Below are 19,195 nucleotides of genomic sequence, written 5' to 3'. Positions count from 1 at the left end.
TCCTTATTTATTTTGAGTTAAGATTATATTATCTTAGCTAGTTTCAAAATATCATTTACTGTTTTTAAGTTAGAAATTTCTTCCGAAGTAATATTCATATTGAATTTTGAATCAAAAAGAGCCATCAGATTTAAAAATGCAAGACTATCCCAATCTTCATAGTCTTTTAATATACTATCTTCTTTTAACTCTCCTGGATTTAGCATTAAAATGTCTTCTAAAGCTTGAATCATTTCATTTTTATTCATATCCCCCCCCCACCATTATTAAAAATTTTGCTTTTATATTAACAAATATTTAGTTTTTTTGCAAGGATTACCTTGCAAAAATTTTTATACAAATAAAGAATTCACACTTTCGTTATGATAAACTCTGCGTATTACCTCACCAAAAATAGGTGCTACGCTTAAGACTTTGATTTTATCCATTTGTTGTTTTAAAGGTATAGTATCAGTTACTACTAGCTCATCTAATGCATCTTTGGCTATTCTTTCATAAGCTACACCACTAAGTACAGGGTGAGTACAGCAAGCTATCACAGATTTTGCACCTTTGCTTTTAAACACTTCAGCAGCTTTTACTATGGTTCCTGCTGTATCGATGATATCATCTACTAAAATTACTTCTTTATCTTTTACATCACCGATGACATTCATCACTTCGCTTTCATTGGCTTTTTCGCGTCTTTTATCCACTATAACTATATCAAGTCCTAAAGCTTTTGCTACGCTTCTAGCTCTTGCTATACCACCTATATCAGGACTTGCGATGATAGGATTTTTATAATTTTTATTTTTAATATAATCATTAAAAATAATACTTCCATAAAGATTATCCACAGGTATATCAAAAAAACCTTGAATTTGTCCAGCATGTAAGTCTATGGTAGCTACTCTATCTACTCCTGCTGATTCTATGAGATTTGCTACTAATTTTGCTGTAATTGGCACTCTAGGACTTGCTTTTCTATCTTGTCTTGCATAGCCAAAATAAGGAATGATAGCTGTGATAGAGCTTGCGCTTGATCGACGCAAAGCATCTGTCATGATTAAAAGCTCCATTAGGTTATCATTGGTTGGAGCACAAGTACTTTGTATGATAAATACATCTTTACCACGCACACTTTCATCTATTTGAATACTAATTTCACCATCACTAAAACGCTTCACACCTGCATTGCTTAGAGGCAATGAAAGGTATTTTGAGATCTTTTTAGCAAATTCCTCATTTGCTGAACCAGAAAATATTTTATATCCACGCATATATAAGCCTTAGTAAAGTTTTTTGTGATGATATAAAAAGTTTTTTAAAAATACAATAAAATATATCAAAAGCCGTGTAATCTTTTTAAATCAGCATCAATAGGAAATTTATTTCCATCTTTATCTACGCTTACATAAGTTACTACAGCTGAAGTTACATGCATACAATATACACGGCCATATTCATTAGCTCTTTGGGTAACTACTTCTACTTCTACGGTGATAGAAGTATTGCCTGCTTTGATAATTTTTGCATAGCAAGATACCAAATCACCTACGAAAATCGGCTCTTTAAAAATGATTTTATCTACTGCAACCGTGACAACTCTTTGTGGGGAAAGTTCTCTTGCGGCAATGGCTCCGGCTAGATCAATTTGTGACATGATCCAACCACCAAAGATATTACCAGCGGGGTTTGTATTGCTTGGCATAGCTATAACTCTTAGCTTAGGTTCTCCCATATCTTTCATACATTCTCCTTGTGTTTTAAAAAAAACATTATAATTAAGTTTTAAAAATAAAGAAAGGTAAAAAATGAATGATTTTAAGCAAATAGCAAAAATTGTGAAAAATAGGAAACAAAATATCAATAGTCTTTATAATATACTTCAAACTAATCAAAACCATCCTTTGATAGATAGAGCTTTAGAACTAGCTAATCTTGAAAATGAAAAAAGCAATGTGTTGGCGATGTTGCGTCGTTTGGTGGATTTAAAAGAAGAAAATTTAGTCCAAGAACTTGAGAAAAAAGGCTTGAGTGAAGAAGAAATTTCTCAAATAAAATATAAAGTTTTTTCTTTAGTAAGAGCCTTTTATGAAGTAGAACACCAAGATTTAATCGATGAGATTAAAAGTAAAAATTTATTAGATGAATTTTACTTTAATTTAGTTCAAGGTGTGCATAATATAGGTGTAGTTATGAATTCATTTGAACTTGTTTGGAGTAAGCAAATTTTAGATACAAACAATAAAATTTTAAAAGAACAATTTCCAAATTTAAGTGATGCATTGGAGTTTTTAAAACAAAATGAGCTTTATCAGCTTAATCAAGATGGTGAAATTTGTGAAAGAAGTTATGGGGCTTTAGTAAAAATTGGAACTCTTTGGAGATTTTTACCTTATGCAAAAGCTTTTGAAAATGAGGTTTTAAAACTTGAATATGAGTTTGATAAATTATTAGAAAAACTAAGAAATTGTGCTTTAGATGATGAAAAAAATGCTTATATTGATTATATAGAAAAATTAAAATTTGCTTTTTGTGAAAAAGATAATAACGAAGTAGTTAAAAAATGGCAAGAAGCAGAACTTGCATGGATGGAAGTAAAATGCCCATTACAAATTGGTCATCCTTTAGAATACTATGAAGACTCTTATACGCATGCTGTGGCACTTGAATGGGATATACGCTTAGAAGATGTGAGCGATTTTAATGGGAGCGTGTTTAAAGAAAAAATTAAAGAAAGTTTTGCAATGGTGTATGCAAATTTAGATGAAGAAGATGAAGCTTTGTTTGATGAAGTGAATTTTAATCTTGAAAAAACTCAGCTTTATATTTGTATGCCTATGATTTTTTATGGAGCAGAGCTTAAGGGGCTTTTTTCTGCTCAAGTAGTGCCAAATGATGAATATGTAAGCAATATAGCAGGCAAAAAGATTTTTGCTTTTTTAAATTATGTTTATGAAAATGCTAAAACTAAGCCTTTTATGAAGCTTTCTTCTATGGTATTTGAAAAAGAATTTTTAGATTATGGTAGAGAAATTTTATTTTATAATGAAAAATTATGGAAAAGAATTTATGAGGTTTCTACCATAGGTCATGAGTTTGGGCATATTTTCTTTGTGGCAAATGATAGCGAAAAGAAAATGAATGAAAGTGGTGTGTTTAAAAATATAGAAGAGTTTAAAGCTACTGCGGGCGGGCTTGTGAATTTCTTTTTGCATGAAGAAGATGATTTAAAGCTTCCTGTGTTTTATGAGCTTATTAAAAGGGCTATAGGATTGATCGCTTGGCAAAGAGTAGAGGAGGTTAAGCCTTATTATACAGAAGGTTTGATTCATTTGTCATTATTGTTTAAATCAGGGGTGTTATCTTTTGCAAATGAGAAATTAAACATTAAATTTGATGAGGAAGCTTATGAAGCCTTTAAGGCTGTGTTTATGCAAAATTATTACAAGCTGGCAAGACATTATATGCTAAAAGAAGATGCGAAAAATTATTTAGATGAATTTTGTGTTTTAGAAGATGAGGTATTTTTACCACTTGATGAAGAATGTAAAGAATTTGTAAAATACTACTATGAATTGTATAAACTTTATGGCAATGAAATCGATGAAAGTGGTGAGTTTGAAAAATACTCCAATGTAAAATAAAATTTAATCAAGAAGAATTTAGTTTTCTTCTTGATATTTACTATTTTCTAATGTTTTTTCCATATCTTTTTGCGTTTTTAAAATAGCTTCACTAAAACCATTTAGCACTGAAAATGGAGCAAATTGTGCTGCTCTTTTTTCTCTTGACATTGGTGGGAATTGTTTTGATTTTTCATATTTTATATCTATTATATCTTTATAATCATCATGCATTATGACCTCCTATTAAAGAAGAAATTTCTTTGGTTTCATCATCTAAGCTTGAGGCTTTTAATATGGCCTTTTTACCAAATTTTTGTATGATTTGAAGTCTTGCTTTTTGGAGTTTTTCTTCTTTTGCAAGTTGATTTTTTTCTTGCAAAATTGCATTAAAATCACTAAATAAATTTAATTCTTGGAAATTTTCTTGAGCTTTATCTGTGATATTATTTAAACTTAGGCTGATTTTTCTAATGCTTAAGTTTTTATCGCTGATTTTGCAAAAAAGCTCTAAGGCTTTTTTATTGATGATTTTTAAAGAATAGGTAAAATTTTCTAAATTTATACTTCCATGAGCATTTTTAGGTATAGTTCTTCCATAATTATCTTTAGTAATAGCTCCTTTATAAGAAGCTAAAAGGCTTGAATTTTCTAAATTACTTTTATCATATTGTATATTTAGTGTGATATGGTTTGTTTTAAGGTTATTTTGTATAAGTTCAAGTACTAAATGATCGACAAGCTCTTTTAAAACTTTCATTGCTTGATTATTATCATATGCAAAAGGTAAAACTTTAGCCATGACTTTAGAGTGATTTTGTGATTTATAATTTTTGATATCTTTCATCGTGCAAGTTTCAATACCCCAAGCATGATCGATTAATAGTTCAGCATTTACACCAAAGTATTTATAAAGCAAAGCTTCATGTTTTAAAGAAAATCTTGCAAGATCTCCCATAGTATGAATGTTTAAATTTTCAAGTTTTAAGGCAATACCTTTACCTATACGCCAAAAATCTTTTAAAGGTTTGTGCTGCCACATTTTATATCTATATAATTTTTCATCTAAAAAGGCTATAAGCAAACCATTTTCATCTATTTTTTGTCTTTTGGCAAGTATGTCCATAGCAATTTTTGCTAAGTATAAATTTGTACCTATGCCAGCTGTTGCAGTGATTTTACTTGTATGTAAAATATCAAGCAAAACTTTAGTAAGTAGCTCATAAGCTGAAAGTTTATATTTATCAAGATAAGAGCTAAGATCTATAAAAACTTCATCAATAGAATATATATGTATATCCTTAGTATCAAAATATTTTAAATAAATACTATATATTTTTGAGCTAAATTCTATATAAGTAGCCATTCTAGGTTTAGCAACAATGTAGTCTATTTTTAAGTTTAAGTCATTTTCAAGTTCTAATTTATTAAAACTTTTGGCTTTGAAGTGTTGCTTTTGGTTTTGTTTTAGTCTTTCAAAATTTAATAAATGGATTTTTTGTTTAAACTCAAAAAGTCTTAATCTGCTAGGTATATTATAAGTTTTTAGTGCAGGAGAAACTGCTAGTATAATGGTTTTATCTGTTCTTGACTCATCTGCTACGATGAGATTTGTTGTTAAAGGATCTAAATTTCTTAAAACACATTCAGCTGAAGCATAAAAAGATTTTAAATCTATAGAAGCGTAAATTTGCATAGCGTTAATTAACTTACCTTCAAAAATCAATCAAACTTAATATGTAATTATATCAATAAAAGTTGTAAATTTTTATAAAGGTGGCGGACAGAGAGGGATTTGAACCCTCGAGACCCGTTAAGATCTGCACCCTTAGCAGGGGTGTGGTTTCAGCCACTCACCCATCTGTCCATATTAAAATGGAAAGTATATCTTATTGTTTATAAGATATACCTTAAAATTTAAATACTAAGATAAGCTATGATTAAAGTTATAGCAAAACCAATTCCTAGTATTGCTATTTGCTTACCTCTATCTTTTCGTATAGCTATAAGAGTAATTAATAACCCTGATATATAAAGGATTATCATAGCAAGTGCAAAAGCTAAGCCAAGTACAGAAAAATACCACATACCTTTATCTTTATGAAGCAAAATCATATTTCCAAGTAAGCTTCGAGATTTGGTAGTTATTTTATAATGGTTTTCATCCAGTTTGATGATACCAGCCGTGTAGCTAATAGTTCCAATTTCTATACCATTTCCTTTTTTGTTAAGTTTTGGTTCTAAAGAAGATGGTAGTTTTAGATTATTTTTTTTTAAAAAATCGATTAAAAATTCAGCTTCGGCTCCTTCTTGAATAACAGCTTGAATTTTATAATCTTGAATTTTAGCTCCACTTTCCCCATCAAGACCAGCTATATAAGCAAAGCCGGTGATGGCATATAAAAATGCAAGTGGCAAGAAAAATAAGCTAATGTAGATGTGAATTTGTCTAAATAATTTATTTTTATTCATTTTTAACTCCTTAATTTGTTAAGTAAAGTATATAAATAAAAAGTGAAGTGAAAATAAATTATTCTTTTTTAGATTTACGCATTAAAGTAAAAATGCCTCGTGTAATACCATAAAGCACATACAAGCTAGCAACAATCAATGCACTTTCTAAAAAGTATAAATAAAGCATAGAAAATAAAATCACTAAAAGTATTAAAACTTTTAAAACATTAGCTCTTTTAAGATCAATTTTTTTAAAACTCGGATATCTTATATTGCTAACCATTAAAAATGCTAAAAGCATTTGTATGCATACAATAAATAAGGAATATTCATGCAAAAAATCATAATACAAATAAGCACTTACCCATAAAGCACTTACAACAGCAGCTGTAGGTATAGGTAATCCTATAAAAACAGAAGGTTCATAGGTTCCTGTAGTAACATTAAACCTTGCTAAGCGTATGGCACCAAAAACCACAAATAAACCTGCGATTAAAGAACCAAAGCGACCGTATTCATAACCTATACTCATATAAAAAAGCATAGCTGGTGCAACACCAAATGCTATTAAATCAGCTAAGGAATCAAACTCAATACCAAATTTAGAAGTAGAATTAGTAGCTCTTGCTACGCGTCCATCTAGACCATCACAAATTAATGATAAAATGATATAAATTAAAGCTTTATCAAAGTTTTGATTGATAGAGGCTATTACTGAAATGATTCCTAAAAATATCGAAGCAGCTGTAAAAAGATTTGGTAAAATATAAATTAATTTAAAATTCATGGATTTAAGTATCCTATCAATGCACCAACACGAACTTTGTCGTTTTCATTGACGCAAATTCTGGAATCTTTTGGGAGCAATAAGCTTATACTGCCATCAAGCATAAAGCCTATATTTTGTCCATGATTTAAATGATGTCCAAAATCGTATATATGAGTTTTTCTATTCAATGCTCCAAAAATAATACGCAAAGCCCATTGTTTATTTTTAGAACGAGCTAAAAATAGCATTCTTTCGCTCATTAAATTTGTATTTTTCATAAATGGACATAAAAAAAGTCCATGTTTAATTCTGCTTTCTTCTACATCCATATCAAGTGGAGCTATAATGTTTCCTTGTGAAAAAATGCTATTAACAATTTGCACTTCTATGCATTCTCCAAGTTCTTTATACGAGCTTGTTTTTATGCATTTGATTTTCCCTTCTATAGGAGATATTATAGTATTTGTATCTGCTATATAATCAATCTTGCTTGTTCTAAAAAGATAAGCAAAAAGTATAAAAATACAACATAAAAGCCAGGAAAATCCCCATATAAATTGAGCTATTACAAAGACTATGGCTAGAATTATAAGTAAATTCCAACCAGCCTTTGCAATAAAATTTGTTTTCATTAGTTTTCCTTAGTAGTTTCTAACTCTTTTTCTTCTAAACGCGTTGGAAGATTGTTTTCTTCTTCATAATTTTTAATTATTTCTCTTACTTTAGTACCATCAATAGTTTCTTCTTCATATAATGCTTGAACCATTATTTCTATAGCTCCGCTGTATGTTTTTAAAATTTCTTTTACCCCTGCATAGCGTTCATCTAGAGTTTTCTTCACATACTCATCTAAATCTTGTGCCATTTTGTCAGAATAATCTTTTATAGTTTGTCCGCCACTTAAAAAAGTACTTCTTTGTTTTTCAAGTACCATTAACCCTGCTATTTCGCTCATACCATACATAGAAATCATAGCTTTGATAATATCAGTTGCGCGCTCAAGATCGTTACTTGCACCTGTTGAAATTTCTTTAATAAAAATCTCTTCAGCCGCACGCCCACCTAAGAGCACATCTACTTCGGCTAAGAGTTCATGTTTTTGCATTAAGAATTTATTTTCTTCAGGAGTGTTAAGTGTGTATCCTAAAGCCGCAAGTCCTCTTGGTATAACAGAAACTTTACTAACTTTTTTAGCACCTTTTGTGGTTTCAGCTATTAAAGCATGACCACATTCATGATAAGTCACGATTTTTTTCTCTTTATCATTAATTCTGCGTGATTTTTTCTCAAGACCTGCTATGGCTCTTTCTACCGCTTCGACTAGGTCTTTTTGCTCTACATGTTTTTTAGAATCTCTACCTGCAAGTAAAGCGGCTTCATTAATAATGTTTGCTAAATCAGCACCCGCAAGTCCTGCTGTTAATCTTGCAATATCTTCTACTTTGACTTCAGGTGAAATTTTCACATCTTTCATATGAACTTTTAATATATCGCATCTACCTTTAAAATCTGGCTTATCAACCAAAACTTGTCTATCAAAACGCCCAGGTCTAAGTAATGCTGCATCTAAAACTTCAGGACGATTTGTCGCTGCTAAAACAATTACTGGTGAGCTTTCAGTGCCAAAGCCATCCATTTCAGCTAAAAGTTGATTTAGAGTTTGTTCTCTTTCATCATTGCCACCCATCATACCACTTGCTGCACGCGATTTACCTATAGCATCAATTTCATCTATAAAAACAATAGCTGGAGCTTCTTTTTTAGCATTTTCAAATAAATCTCTAACTCTACTAGCCCCAACACCTACAAACATTTCTATAAATGATGATCCTGAAACACTAAAAAATGGAACATCAGCTTCACCTGCCACAGCTTTTGCAAGTAGGGTTTTACCTGTACCTGGAGGACCTACAAGTAAAAGTCCTTTTGGAATTTTTGCTCCAAGATTAATGTATCTTTCAGGATATTTTAAAAAATCAACAATTTCTTTTACTTCTTCTTTGGCTTCTTCAACACCTGCTACATCATTAAATTTAACTTTTGGTTTTTCTGAATTTACAAGTTTTTTAGAACTTCCTATACCAAGGATAGAACCACCCATATTTTTTTGCATACGAGAGGCTAAAAACATCCATATACCAAAGAAAATAAATACTGGTAAAACCCATGAAAGTAAGATATCTATAAACCAATTACTTTCATTAAAAGCCCCATAAGAAACACCTTTTGAATCCAGCAAAGGAACAAAAGTAGCATCGTTTGAAACTTTTTTGGTAATATATACCATATTTCCTGCTTTAGATACGGCTTTTATGGTAGTTTGACCTATATTAACTTGAGCAATTTGGTTGTTTTCGATTAGAGTTTTTAATTCAGAATAGGTAACTTTTTTAGTATTCTCTCCACCCATAATACCCATACTACCATCATCAGAAAATCCTTTAAATAAGAGGATTGCTACAATGGCAAAAATAGCGAAAATAAAAATAGGATTTTTATTAAAAAAGCTATTATTTTGATTATCTTTTTGATCGTTTGGTTTTTTATTCATTATAATTTTTCCTTTTTGTAAGCTAAACTCAACCATTCTCCTTTATGCTTGCATTCTAATAAAGTTAAATCTTTGAATTTATCTTTAATTCTTTCTTCATATTTATTTAAAATACCAGATAAGATTAAGATTCCACCTTCCTTGGTTTTGTCTTTTAGATCTTTTTCTAGTATGATTAAAATATCAGCAATGATATTTGCAACAACTATATCATATTTATGTAAGCTTTTATTAACAGAACCTACCCAAATATCATCAAATAAAACTTGATTTAATTTTGCATTTTCTTTGCTGGCAACTATAGCTAATTCATCAGTATCACAAGCTTGAACTTTAGCTCCAAGTTTTGCCATGATGATACTTAAAATCCCGCTTCCACAGCCTACATCTAAGCAAAATTTAGAATTATTTGCGTATTTTTGTAAAAATTCTATGCAAGTATAGGTACTTTCATGATGTCCTGAGCCAAAAGCCAAGGCAGGATCTATGATGATATTAATTTTATCTTTTTTTGCTTCTTGCCAAGTAGTATGGATGTGGATTTTATCAATGGTTAAAGCTTGTATGCCTTTTTTATATTCTTCTATCCAGTTTTTATTTTCTTTTTTTTCTAAAGTAGAGTGAAAATAAATATTAGTGTTAAATTTTTCACATAATTTTTGATGAAAATTATGTAAGGCTATTTGAATGAGTTCTATATCTTCTTCTGAGCGTATATAAACACCCTCATCTTTTTCTTCTATGGCGTCTATATCTAGAGAAAAAACGAGATCAAGGAATAAATCTAAATATTCCTTGTCTGTTTGAAAAAAAAGTTCGTAATAATATGTTTGCATAAAAAACTTAGATAATTAACCTTCGTTAGTTCCTAAAACATCTTCAAGCTTTTCTTTTAATACTTGAGGAGTAAAAGGTTTTACAATATAGTTATTTACACCTGCTTTTAAGGCAGTGATAACTTCAGCTTTACCACCTTCTGTGGTTACCATGATAATAGGCATATCAGTGTATTTTTCTTCTGCTCTTACTTTTTTGACTAATTCTAAGCCATTCATTTCAGGCATATTCCAATCGGTTATTAAAATTTTAATATCATCATTTTGTGAAAGTAAATCCCAAGCTTCAACGCCATGTTCAGCTTCTAAAACATCTTTATGACCTAATCTCACAAGAGTATTTTTGATTATTCTTCTCATAGTAGAACTATCATCAACTACCAATAACTTCACTTTTTTTCCTTTATTAGATTATTTAATTTACACTAAAATGTAATTGTATCATTTTTATTTTTATTAATCAATTAAAGTGTATATTATATCAATTTTAAAATAAAATTAGAATTTAATTATTCTCCATTTTTATTGTGATTAAATTCAGGTACAATTTCCTTTAAAACTTTTGTAGGATCTGGGCTTTGAAGTAATCTTTCTATTTCCTTATTTAAAATTTTTAGATCCTTAATTTCACTAGTAGTTACAAAAATACTTTCATATTGCGTTTTTAAATCATTTTCGTGAATTAAAAGTTCTTCATAGAGCTTTTCACCTTTTCTAAGTCCAGTGATTTTTATCTCTAATTTTTTATTAGAAAGTAAAAGCATTTTTTTAGCTAGATCCATAATTTTTACTGGTTCGCCCATATCAAGGACAAATAATTCTCCACCTTTAGCAATAGCAGCAGCTTGCAAGACAAGTTGTACAGCTTCATCTACTAGCATAAAATAACGCACTATATTAGGATGAGTAAGGGTAAGTGGCTCATTAGCAGCAATTTGGGCTTTGAATTTAGGTATAACACTTCCACTTGAGCCTAAAACATTACCAAAACGCACACAAGCTACTTCAAAATTTTCACAACTTGAACTTAGCGCATAAAGCTCACAAATTCTTTTTGTACAACCCATGATATTAGTTGGCCTTACAGCTTTATCAGTACTTATCATAACAAATTTAGCAACCTTATAAGTTTTTGCAAGATCGATTAAATTTTTGGTACCTATGATGTTATTTAAAATAGCCGAATGTGGATTTTGCTCACACAAAGGAACATGTTTATAAGCTGCTGCGTGTAAAATTAAATCTATGTTTTTTTCTTGTAAAAGTTTTTCTAGAGCTTCTTTGTCTAAAATACTCATCATAATAGGTTCAATTTTTTCTTTATACGGGCTTAATTCTTCGTTGATTTTATATAAATTATATTCACTATGATCAAGCATGATTAAGTGTTTTGCGCCAAATTTGATACATTGTTTGCAAAGCTCACTTCCTATAGTTCCACCGGCTCCACTAACTAAAACTATTTTATTTTTGATAAAATCAATTACGCAAGCATTATCTAAATCTTTTGGTTTGCGTGCTAGTAAATCTTCAATGCTTATATCTCTAGCTTCATTTTGTGTAAAAGAAAAGAGTTTTATATCATTAATCCCATAAGCAATTAGCTCATCAAAAAGCTTTTTAAGTTCTTCTTGCTCAAGTTTTAAAGCAATGATAGCAGTATGAATACCTTCAGCGGTATATTTTTTAATCGCTTCTTTTTCTTCAACTATAAATTTATCACAATAAGTGCCTATTAAGTTTTTACGCTCATCTACTACAGCTATAGGAAAAAGTCCCAAGCTTCCTTCTTTAGCTCCTTTTAATAAATGCAAAGCCTTTGAAGTAGCTCCAACTACTATACAAGGATATTCGTCATTGTATTTTGGTTTTCTAAAATCAACCACCATTCTTTTGCTAATACGCAAACTTCCAATTAGCATGCAAGATAAAACAAAATCTATTCCTATAACGCTTCTAGGAAAAGGGTTGAAAAAATCATCATAAAAATAATAAATTGCCAAAAATACAAGTTCTGCTAAAGCTAACGCAATGACTAATTTGCGTGCTTCATTAAGTGAAAAAAATCTCCAAGCAACTTGATAAATTCTAAAAAATGCTAGAAAAATGATTTTAAGTAAGATTAAAATCACAGCACTTTTAAACATACCTTCATAAAAATTGCTTGGGATATCTGCACTAAAGCGTAAAGAAAAAGACAAATAAATGCTTATTACAAAAAGTAAAATATCAGCACTTAGGAAAAAACCTAAGCGTTTGCTTTTATAATCCATCTTAGTCCTTTAAGGTATTTAAGATTAAAGTAGAAACCTCTTCTACATCAGCCTTACTCATAGTAGTTGCACTTGGAAGACAAATTCCATTGCTAAAGAAAAACTCACTATTACCATTTAAGTAAGCATCGCAGCCTTTGTAAAGCTCTTGTAAATGCATAGGTTTCCAAAGTGGGCGACTTTCGATTTTGTTATCTTTTAAAGTTTGAATAATTTTTAAAATTTTATCTTGAATTTGAACATTTTTATTTTCACAAATACAATGTTTTTCATAAGTATTAAGTTTGTTTTGATCAAAATCAAGTATAGTAGTACTTAACCAACGATTTGATCTAGTATTTTCAAGTTCATCTAAAAAGGTAAAAGTTCCACTTAAAAATTCTTTATACCAGCTATAAATTTCACGCTTTTTATTAACTCTTTCTTCTAAAATTTCCATTTGTGCAGTGCCGATTGCACCTAAGATATTACTCATTCTATAATTATAACCATATTCTTTATGCTCATAATGAAGACAATTTTCTCTAGCTTGGGTGCTATAAAATCTTGCTTTTTCAAGGTTGAGATAATTTTCACTTACAAGCATACCTCCACCACCTGTTGTGATGATTTTATTACCATTAAAAGAGTATATCCCAAAATCTCCAAAAGTTCCTAAAGCTTTGTTCTTATAAAAACTTCCTAAAGCTTCAGCAGCATCTTCGATTAAAAAAATCTCATTTTCCTTGCAAATTTGAACAATCTCATCCATTTTAGAAGCATTGCCATAAAGGTGTGTTAAAATGAGAGCTTTTGGCTTTTTAGGACTTTCTTTGATAGCTTTTTTTAATAAATTTACATCTAAATTATAAGTTTCATCACAATCAATAAATACAGGTGTAGCATTCATATAAGAAATCGGTGCTACTGAAGCTATAAAAGTAAAACTTGAAGCTAACACTACATCACCTTCTTTGATACCCAAAACTCTTAAAGCTAGATGAATAGCTGCAGTGGCTGCATTTAGAGCAAGAGCATTAGAGCTTTTTGTATAATCTTTAATGCTTTGTTCTAATGCATTAACAAACTCACCTAAAGGTGCTATGTAATTACTTTCAAAAGCTTTGTGTATATATTCTAATTCTTTTCCACTCATATGTGGTGCTGATAAAAAAAATCTCATTTTGCCTCCTTTATTTTCTTAGCAGGAACTCCAGTATAAATGCCTTTAGAAGTTAAGTTTTTAACCACAACTGCTCCTGCGCCCAAGGTTATATCATCATTTACACTTATACAAGGAATAACGCTTGAATTAACTCCCAAAAAACAACGCTTGCCTATTTTTACATTTCCTGTTAATTTAGCTCCAACACTAATATGGCTAAATTCATCTACAAAACACTCATGCTCAATCACACAAGCAGTATTTAAAATCACGCCTTTTGCTATACTAGCTTTAGCATTAACTACTACATTTGGCATAATTAAAATACCTTCATCGTCCAAAAAAGCACTTGAACTAATAATAGCACTTTTGTGTATCAAATTTACTAATCTAAATCCATCTTCTTTTGCTTTTTTGAAAAGTTTTTCTCTAATATGATTTGCACCAATAGCAATAAACATATCGTGTTTTTCTAAATTTGAATGATATTTTAAGCCTTTATAATCATCTAAAAAAATGATTTTTTCATATCCTAAATTTTTAGCCACATCAGCACAGACTAAGCCATGTCCGCTAGAACCGTATATATAAATACTTTTAGTTGTGTCCATTGAATTTATCCGTTGTAGCAGTTCCTTCTTTATTAACCCCACTTCTTTTTAAAACTTTAATGATAGTCATAAAAAATATTTTAAGATCAAATAAAAAAGAACAATTTTGCACATATTCTACATCATATTTAAATTTTTGCTCCCAAGAAATAGCATTTCGTCCATTAATTTGTGCCCAACCTGTAATACCAGGTCTTACATTATGGCGTTTTTTTTGTTCTTGGTTGTATAAGGGCAAGTATTCTACAAGCAAAGGTCTTGGGCCTATGAAACTCATATCACCTTTAAGTACATTAAAAAGCTGCGGTAATTCATCTAAACTCAAACTTCTAACTAGTTTGCCAAAAGGCTTTAGGCGTAATTCATCAGGAAGTAATTCTCCATTTTTATCTGTTTCATCACTCATTGTTTTGAATTTATAAATATAAAAAATTTTTTCATTCAATCCCGGTCTTGCTTGTTTAAAAAGAACACTTCCTTGCACAATTTTTAAGATAATTGCAATGAGTATTATAAAGGGTAAAAAAATAACTAATAAAATCAAAGCCAAAAAAAAGTCAAAAACACGCTTTAAACCATTTTTATACATTTATAAAACCCCTATAAAAGTCAAGATATTTCAAAGCTATGATATTCTCATCATAATTTTGTGCCCTAAGAAAAGCATTTTGTGCTAAAGTATTTTTTAGTTTTTCATCCTCTAATAAAACAGCAATTTTTTCTGCTAAATCTTTACTATCTTTGCTTTTACAAATTAAACCATCTATGGCATTATCCACTGCTTCAATGCAACCTTCAGCATCACTTACCACACACGCTTTTTTACAAGCTTGTGCTTCTAAAACGGTTCTTGGATAGCCTTCTTTATAACTTGGTAAAACAAAAATATCGCATAAATTTAATAAATGTGTAATATCGCTTCTTGCACCTAGATAAAAAACATCATTTGAGTGTAAAAATTCTAATGGAGCACAAGATTTATTATCATCAACTCCACCCACTAGAACAAAATTTGCCTTATCTTTTAAAATTTTACTTGCTTCATAAAATTCTTTAATACCTTTATGCCAAAGTGCTCTTGAAATCATTAAAACAATAGGTTTATCGGGCATATTATATTTTTTTAAAAAAGCTTGTTTTTCTTCTGTGGTAATTTTTAAAGGTAAAAATTGTTTTAAATTTAACCCTACTGATTTAATGATTTTTATTTTTTCTTCTTGTAAGCCTAAATTTTTCATAAATAAAGCATTGCTTTCATTGACAAAAATAAAACCATTGGCAAGTTTAAAAGAAATTTTATAAAGTAAGTTAATACTCATTCTTACTAATTTGCTTTTAAAATCATCATCAATATAAAAACTTCCTAAGCCCTCAACCAAGCCAAAAGTATATTTAATGCCTGCCATTTTAGCTGCTATAATACCTGTTGTATTGCTTTTGTGTGCGCTTGTTTGTAAAAGATCTAAATTTAAACTTTTAAGTGTATTTTTTAAACTAAGTAGATTTTTAAAAACAACCAAAGGATTAATGCTTGATCTAGCCAAATCATAAAAGCAAACCTTATAGCCTAGCTCTTGTAATTTGATAGCAAAATCATCTTTTGGAGTGATGATTATAACTTCATGATTATTTTTTTCTAAAGCTCTAATGAGTGCAAGACGAAAATAATACACACTCATTGCACTATGGGTTAAAATTCCTATTTTCATTTTTTTAGCCTATAAATTTTTGCTCTTGCATCATTGGTAATTTGCTCAAATAAATCTTGATCGTATTGATTTAATAAAAACATCTGTATATAAGAACTATTGTAAAGACTTTCATCTAAAATCACAAAGCTTTTGTATTCTCTTAAAAAGAGTAAATAAATTTGAGCTTTTGAATCAATTTCATTGTAATAAAATTTGCCATTAGTGATTGATTCTATATCTACAAAAGCTTTTAAAGGTATAGTCGCACCTTCTAGTTTTAAAGCTCTAAAATCATTGATAATTTCTACTCCATTATCAAGCATAACAGAACCTGTGGTTTTATCTTGAGCTATAGCGTTAGCTTGAGAGAAAAATAAACTTTTTTCTTGTTCTCCATTATCAGGATTTGTATTTGCAAATTGAGCTACAACAGGCATAATGCGTAACATTCTATAAGGCATATAAATATATACATCTCTTGTTTTGTTAGTATCAAATTTAAAATCTTTATTATTTAAACTTTCTAAAAAATTTGTAGCATTTGTTTGATTATAATCTTTAACCATAGCTTTTAAAATATCAGGATAGTTTTCTTTAAAAGATTTTTCTGTATATTCCACACTAAGTCTTGCCATATTAGCTGCTGGAATTTGTTCTTTGCTTAAGATAAAAGATGAGAAGAAGTTATCTTTTCCTAGGTGTTTTCCACCATCGATTAAGGTTTTTACATCACTATAATAGCGTATTGGATAACCATAATCCCACCAAGTAAGAACATAATCTTCTCTTTGAGCTTTATTTTTTAAATCATTTAAAATACTAGCTTCATAAGAAGTAAAAACGGTAGATGATTTATAATAATATATATGTAATAAGGCAGGTATTATGCTAAAAAATGTAATGAATATTAGTAAGATGTTTTTATTTTTTAAACTAAGTTTTATTTGTTTTTTTTCTAAAAAATTAAAAAATGCATATAAAAAGTATCCAAAACCCAAAGCCATTACAGGAACTGCATAAATGGTAAATCTAAGCCCAGCTCTTAAAGCCATAAAACCTAAAGCAAGCATAGGTAGGGCTAAAAGCATACTTTTGTGATCTTTACAAAGTAAGATAAAACCTATAAAAGAAAGAATAAATACCAAAACACTAGAGCTAATTCTTTGCATAAATACTTCAGGATCAATGGTATTTACTTCCATAATGGTTTCATTAACATTAAAATATACAAAAGCAGCATCTTTTAAATTTTGTACATCTGAAGCTTTGAGAACATAAAACTTTAGCTGGTATAAAACAGGATCTAAACCACCACTCAAAAACAAAATCAATATACTGATAAAAATCAGACTCCAAATCATATAAAAATTGATTTTTTCTTCTTTAAAAGCAAAAATAGCAAATAACAATACAATAAAAGCAAGTTTATATTGCCATGCTAGCATACTTAAAGCAATAATCATTAAAGCAATAGCTAGATAAAAAATCTTTTCTTTTCTATGAAATACTAAAATATAAAGTCCAAAAAGTCCTATCATGGCAAAATTTAAAGAATAGCTTGATGGATACCACCATAAATAAATCATGATGAAAATCGGACTTAAAAGAAGGGTGAAAATATCTTTATTGATAGTTAAGCGTATAAAAGTAAGCAAAATAAACATTGGTAAAACTAAAACCAACATATCAGTATCATAATACCCACTCATAGTGCGGTTATAATAACTATTTGCAATACTTGCAAGCAAAGCTGCTATAAAGCCATAAGTAGTGAGTTTGTATTCTCTTGCGATTAATATAATAGGCACAACAATCAAAGAAGCAAAAAAAGTACTCATATATAAAATAATACTTTCAAAGCTAAAAGGTAAAATATTATAAAGCCAATAAGTTAAAGTAGAAAGTGAGCTTCCAAAATAAGATAAATCATTAGCTTGATGAAAGCCTGCTATCATATCTCTTGCACCTTCTGCAAAAGCATAACCATCATTAGTTGTGATCATAAGTTGATCATTAAAGAAAAACTCATAAAACTCACTCGCCCAAGCTACCCAGTATAATCTACACAAAATACTAAAAGCAAAAGCTAGAAGGATTAAAACACAAGTATATTTTATAGAATTATTACTAGTAAAGTTTTGCTGAAATTTCATTTTAAACCTTATTAAAAAATTCAAACAATTGCTTTGCTATGCTAATTTTATCAAATTCTTTTGCACGCAAAAAAGCTTTTTGTCTATAGTTTGTTTTTAATTCTTCATCATTACACATTTTTTCTAAACCTTCTTGCATAGCTTTTTCATCATCTACCTTTACTAAAAGCCCAAATTCATCATTTAAAAATAACTCTCTTGCACCACTTTTGTGATCAGTACAAAGCACAGCACAATTACAAGCTAAGCACTCGATTAAAACATTTGAAAAACCCTCAAAACTTGAAGCAAAAGCAAAAAAATCACATTTACTCATGTATTTATAAGGATTTTTATCAAAACCTAGCAAAAAGACTTTATTTTTTAAATTTAATTCTTCAATTAAAGCTAAAAGCTCATCTTTTAAAATACCCTCACCTAAAATGACTAATTTTAAATCAGTTTTAACTTTTGCATAAGCTCTTATAAGCATAGTATGATTTTTACCATGATCAAGCCTTCCAACGCTTAGTATAAAAGGCTCTTTAAAGTCTATTTTCTCTTTAGATTTTTCTAAAATATTCTCTAAATCTATGGCATTGTATAAAATATCACATTTCTTAGCTTCTATGTTGAAATTTTGTATTAAATCTTCTTTGTTGCCTAAAGAATTTGCTAAGATTAAATCTGCTTTATTATAAAGCTTTTTTATAAGAAATTTATTGATAAAAGAATTTAGATTATTGTGTTTATAAATCACACTTGGAGTGGTGCATTCATTGATGATAAGAGTTGATTTAAGTCCTAGAGATTTTGCCATTAATGCAATATAATTAGGTCTATTTAATAATACAAATTGTAAATCTATTTTTAAATCTTCACAAAGTTTTTTGTATTTCATAGCTAGTAAGGGTAGTTTTAAAAATTTGGCTAAATTACTTTCGCTTGGGATTGATTTTTCAAGATAATGAATATTAACTTCAGGAATATCATATGAAATTTTATCATTCATCAAAATCAAATGTACTTCGTATTTCAAATTTAAAATCGGTAGCAATGTGGATACAACTCTTTCAGCACCACCACTTCCTAAAGAATATATAAAAATTGCAAGTTTTTTCAT

The 19,195-nt window shown here is 29.4% G+C and carries 19 protein-coding genes and 1 tRNA gene; 1 reads left to right on the top strand and 19 read right to left on the bottom strand.

The annotated features are described in order from the left end of the window. Window positions 1–23: 23 nt before the first annotated feature. The 3 genes from CARM_RS06625 to CARM_RS06615 form a co-directional block, all read right to left on the bottom strand. A complete protein-coding gene (locus CARM_RS06625) occupies window positions 24–248 on the bottom strand; it encodes an acyl carrier protein (RefSeq protein WP_139425548.1) in 225 nt (74 codons plus the stop codon). Between the two features lie 84 nt (window positions 249–332). Further along, the gene (locus CARM_RS06620; protein WP_039619082.1) at window positions 333–1,262 is read right to left on the bottom strand and encodes a ribose-phosphate pyrophosphokinase; all 930 of its coding nucleotides are present in this window, start codon (window positions 1,260–1,262) and stop codon (window positions 333–335) included. A gap of 65 nt (window positions 1,263–1,327) precedes the next feature. After that, complete coding sequence (locus CARM_RS06615) at window positions 1,328–1,732, bottom strand: acyl-CoA thioesterase (protein WP_039619080.1); 405 nt, start codon at window positions 1,730–1,732, stop codon at window positions 1,328–1,330. Between the two features lie 64 nt (window positions 1,733–1,796). On the opposite strand from CARM_RS06615, the gene ciaB reads away from it, so the two are divergent. After that, window positions 1,797–3,632 carry an invasion protein CiaB gene (ciaB, locus tag CARM_RS06610; RefSeq protein WP_139425550.1) on the top strand — a complete coding sequence of 612 codons (1,836 nt, stop codon included), beginning with the start codon at window positions 1,797–1,799 and terminating at the stop codon, window positions 3,630–3,632. Window positions 3,633–3,650: 18 nt separating this feature from the next. On the opposite strand, the gene CARM_RS06605 is transcribed toward ciaB, so the two are convergent. The 16 genes from CARM_RS06605 to pglJ all read right to left on the bottom strand — a co-directional run bounded on the left by CARM_RS06605 (window position 3,651) and on the right by pglJ (window position 19,195). Further along, entirely contained in the window at window positions 3,651–3,845 is a 195-nt protein-coding gene (locus CARM_RS06605) for a hypothetical protein (RefSeq protein ID WP_139425552.1), read from the bottom strand. Further along, window positions 3,838–5,307, bottom strand: a complete 1,470-nt coding sequence (locus tag CARM_RS06600; RefSeq protein ID WP_139425554.1) for a Y-family DNA polymerase — start codon at window positions 5,305–5,307, stop codon at window positions 3,838–3,840. The genes CARM_RS06605 and CARM_RS06600 overlap by 8 nt, the downstream gene beginning before the upstream one ends. 81 nt (window positions 5,308–5,388) lie before the next feature. Then, window positions 5,389–5,478, bottom strand: a tRNA-Ser gene (locus tag CARM_RS06595). 50 nt (window positions 5,479–5,528) lie between these two features. Then, window positions 5,529–6,083, bottom strand: coding sequence for a hypothetical protein (locus tag CARM_RS06590; RefSeq protein WP_139425556.1), 555 nt, complete (start codon window positions 6,081–6,083; stop codon window positions 5,529–5,531). A 58-nt stretch (window positions 6,084–6,141) separates the two neighbouring features. Further along, window positions 6,142–6,852: a CDP-diacylglycerol--serine O-phosphatidyltransferase gene (gene pssA, locus CARM_RS06585; protein ID WP_139425558.1), complete on the bottom strand. Its 711-nt coding sequence runs from the start codon at window positions 6,850–6,852 to the stop codon at window positions 6,142–6,144. Then, entirely contained in the window at window positions 6,849–7,466 is a 618-nt protein-coding gene (locus CARM_RS06580; protein ID WP_139425560.1) for a phosphatidylserine decarboxylase, read from the bottom strand. The genes pssA and CARM_RS06580 overlap by 4 nt, the downstream gene beginning before the upstream one ends. Further along, window positions 7,466–9,385, bottom strand: coding sequence for an ATP-dependent zinc metalloprotease FtsH (gene ftsH / locus CARM_RS06575; RefSeq protein ID WP_139425562.1), 1,920 nt, complete (start codon window positions 9,383–9,385; stop codon window positions 7,466–7,468). The genes CARM_RS06580 and ftsH overlap by 1 nt, the downstream gene beginning before the upstream one ends. Further along, window positions 9,385–10,221, bottom strand: a complete 837-nt coding sequence (locus CARM_RS06570; RefSeq protein WP_139425563.1) for a 50S ribosomal protein L11 methyltransferase — start codon at window positions 10,219–10,221, stop codon at window positions 9,385–9,387. The genes ftsH and CARM_RS06570 overlap by 1 nt, the downstream gene beginning before the upstream one ends. Before the next feature lie 15 nt (window positions 10,222–10,236). Continuing rightward, complete coding sequence (locus CARM_RS06565; RefSeq protein ID WP_066008527.1) at window positions 10,237–10,614, bottom strand: chemotaxis response regulator CheY; 378 nt, start codon at window positions 10,612–10,614, stop codon at window positions 10,237–10,239. A gap of 116 nt (window positions 10,615–10,730) precedes the next feature. Further along, window positions 10,731–12,494 carry a UDP-N-acetylglucosamine 4,6-dehydratase (configuration-retaining) gene (gene pglF, locus CARM_RS06560; protein ID WP_139425565.1) on the bottom strand — a complete coding sequence of 588 codons (1,764 nt, stop codon included), beginning with the start codon at window positions 12,492–12,494 and terminating at the stop codon, window positions 10,731–10,733. A gap of 1 nt (window position 12,495) precedes the next feature. Beyond that, complete coding sequence (gene pglE / locus CARM_RS06555; protein WP_139425567.1) at window positions 12,496–13,656, bottom strand: UDP-N-acetylbacillosamine transaminase; 1,161 nt, start codon at window positions 13,654–13,656, stop codon at window positions 12,496–12,498. Next, complete coding sequence (pglD, locus tag CARM_RS06550; protein WP_139425569.1) at window positions 13,653–14,249, bottom strand: UDP-N-acetylbacillosamine N-acetyltransferase; 597 nt, start codon at window positions 14,247–14,249, stop codon at window positions 13,653–13,655. The genes pglE and pglD overlap by 4 nt, the downstream gene beginning before the upstream one ends. After that, entirely contained in the window at window positions 14,236–14,838 is a 603-nt protein-coding gene (gene pglC / locus CARM_RS06545; protein ID WP_139425572.1) for an undecaprenyl phosphate N,N'-diacetylbacillosamine 1-phosphate transferase, read from the bottom strand. The genes pglD and pglC overlap by 14 nt, the downstream gene beginning before the upstream one ends. Next, entirely contained in the window at window positions 14,831–15,958 is a 1,128-nt protein-coding gene (gene pglA, locus CARM_RS06540; RefSeq protein ID WP_139425573.1) for a N,N'-diacetylbacillosaminyl-diphospho-undecaprenol alpha-1,3-N-acetylgalactosaminyltransferase, read from the bottom strand. Before pglA ends, pglC begins: the two co-directional genes overlap by 8 nt. Next, window positions 15,955–18,093 (bottom strand): undecaprenyl-diphosphooligosaccharide--protein glycotransferase, encoded by a 2,139-nt coding sequence (pglB, locus tag CARM_RS06535; protein ID WP_139425576.1) that lies wholly within the window; start codon window positions 18,091–18,093, stop codon window positions 15,955–15,957. Before pglB ends, pglA begins: the two co-directional genes overlap by 4 nt. Window position 18,094: 1 nt before the next feature. Continuing rightward, window positions 18,095–19,195 (bottom strand): N-acetylgalactosamine-N,N'-diacetylbacillosaminyl-diphospho-undecaprenol 4-alpha-N-acetylgalactosaminyltransferase, encoded by a 1,101-nt coding sequence (pglJ, locus tag CARM_RS06530; protein ID WP_139425578.1) that lies wholly within the window; start codon window positions 19,193–19,195, stop codon window positions 18,095–18,097.

Origin of the sequence: Campylobacter armoricus (genome assembly GCF_013372105.1) — a bacterium.
Lineage (GTDB): Bacteria > Campylobacterota > Campylobacteria > Campylobacterales > Campylobacteraceae > Campylobacter_D > Campylobacter_D armoricus.
This window is presented reverse-complemented; position numbering and strand designations above follow the sequence as displayed.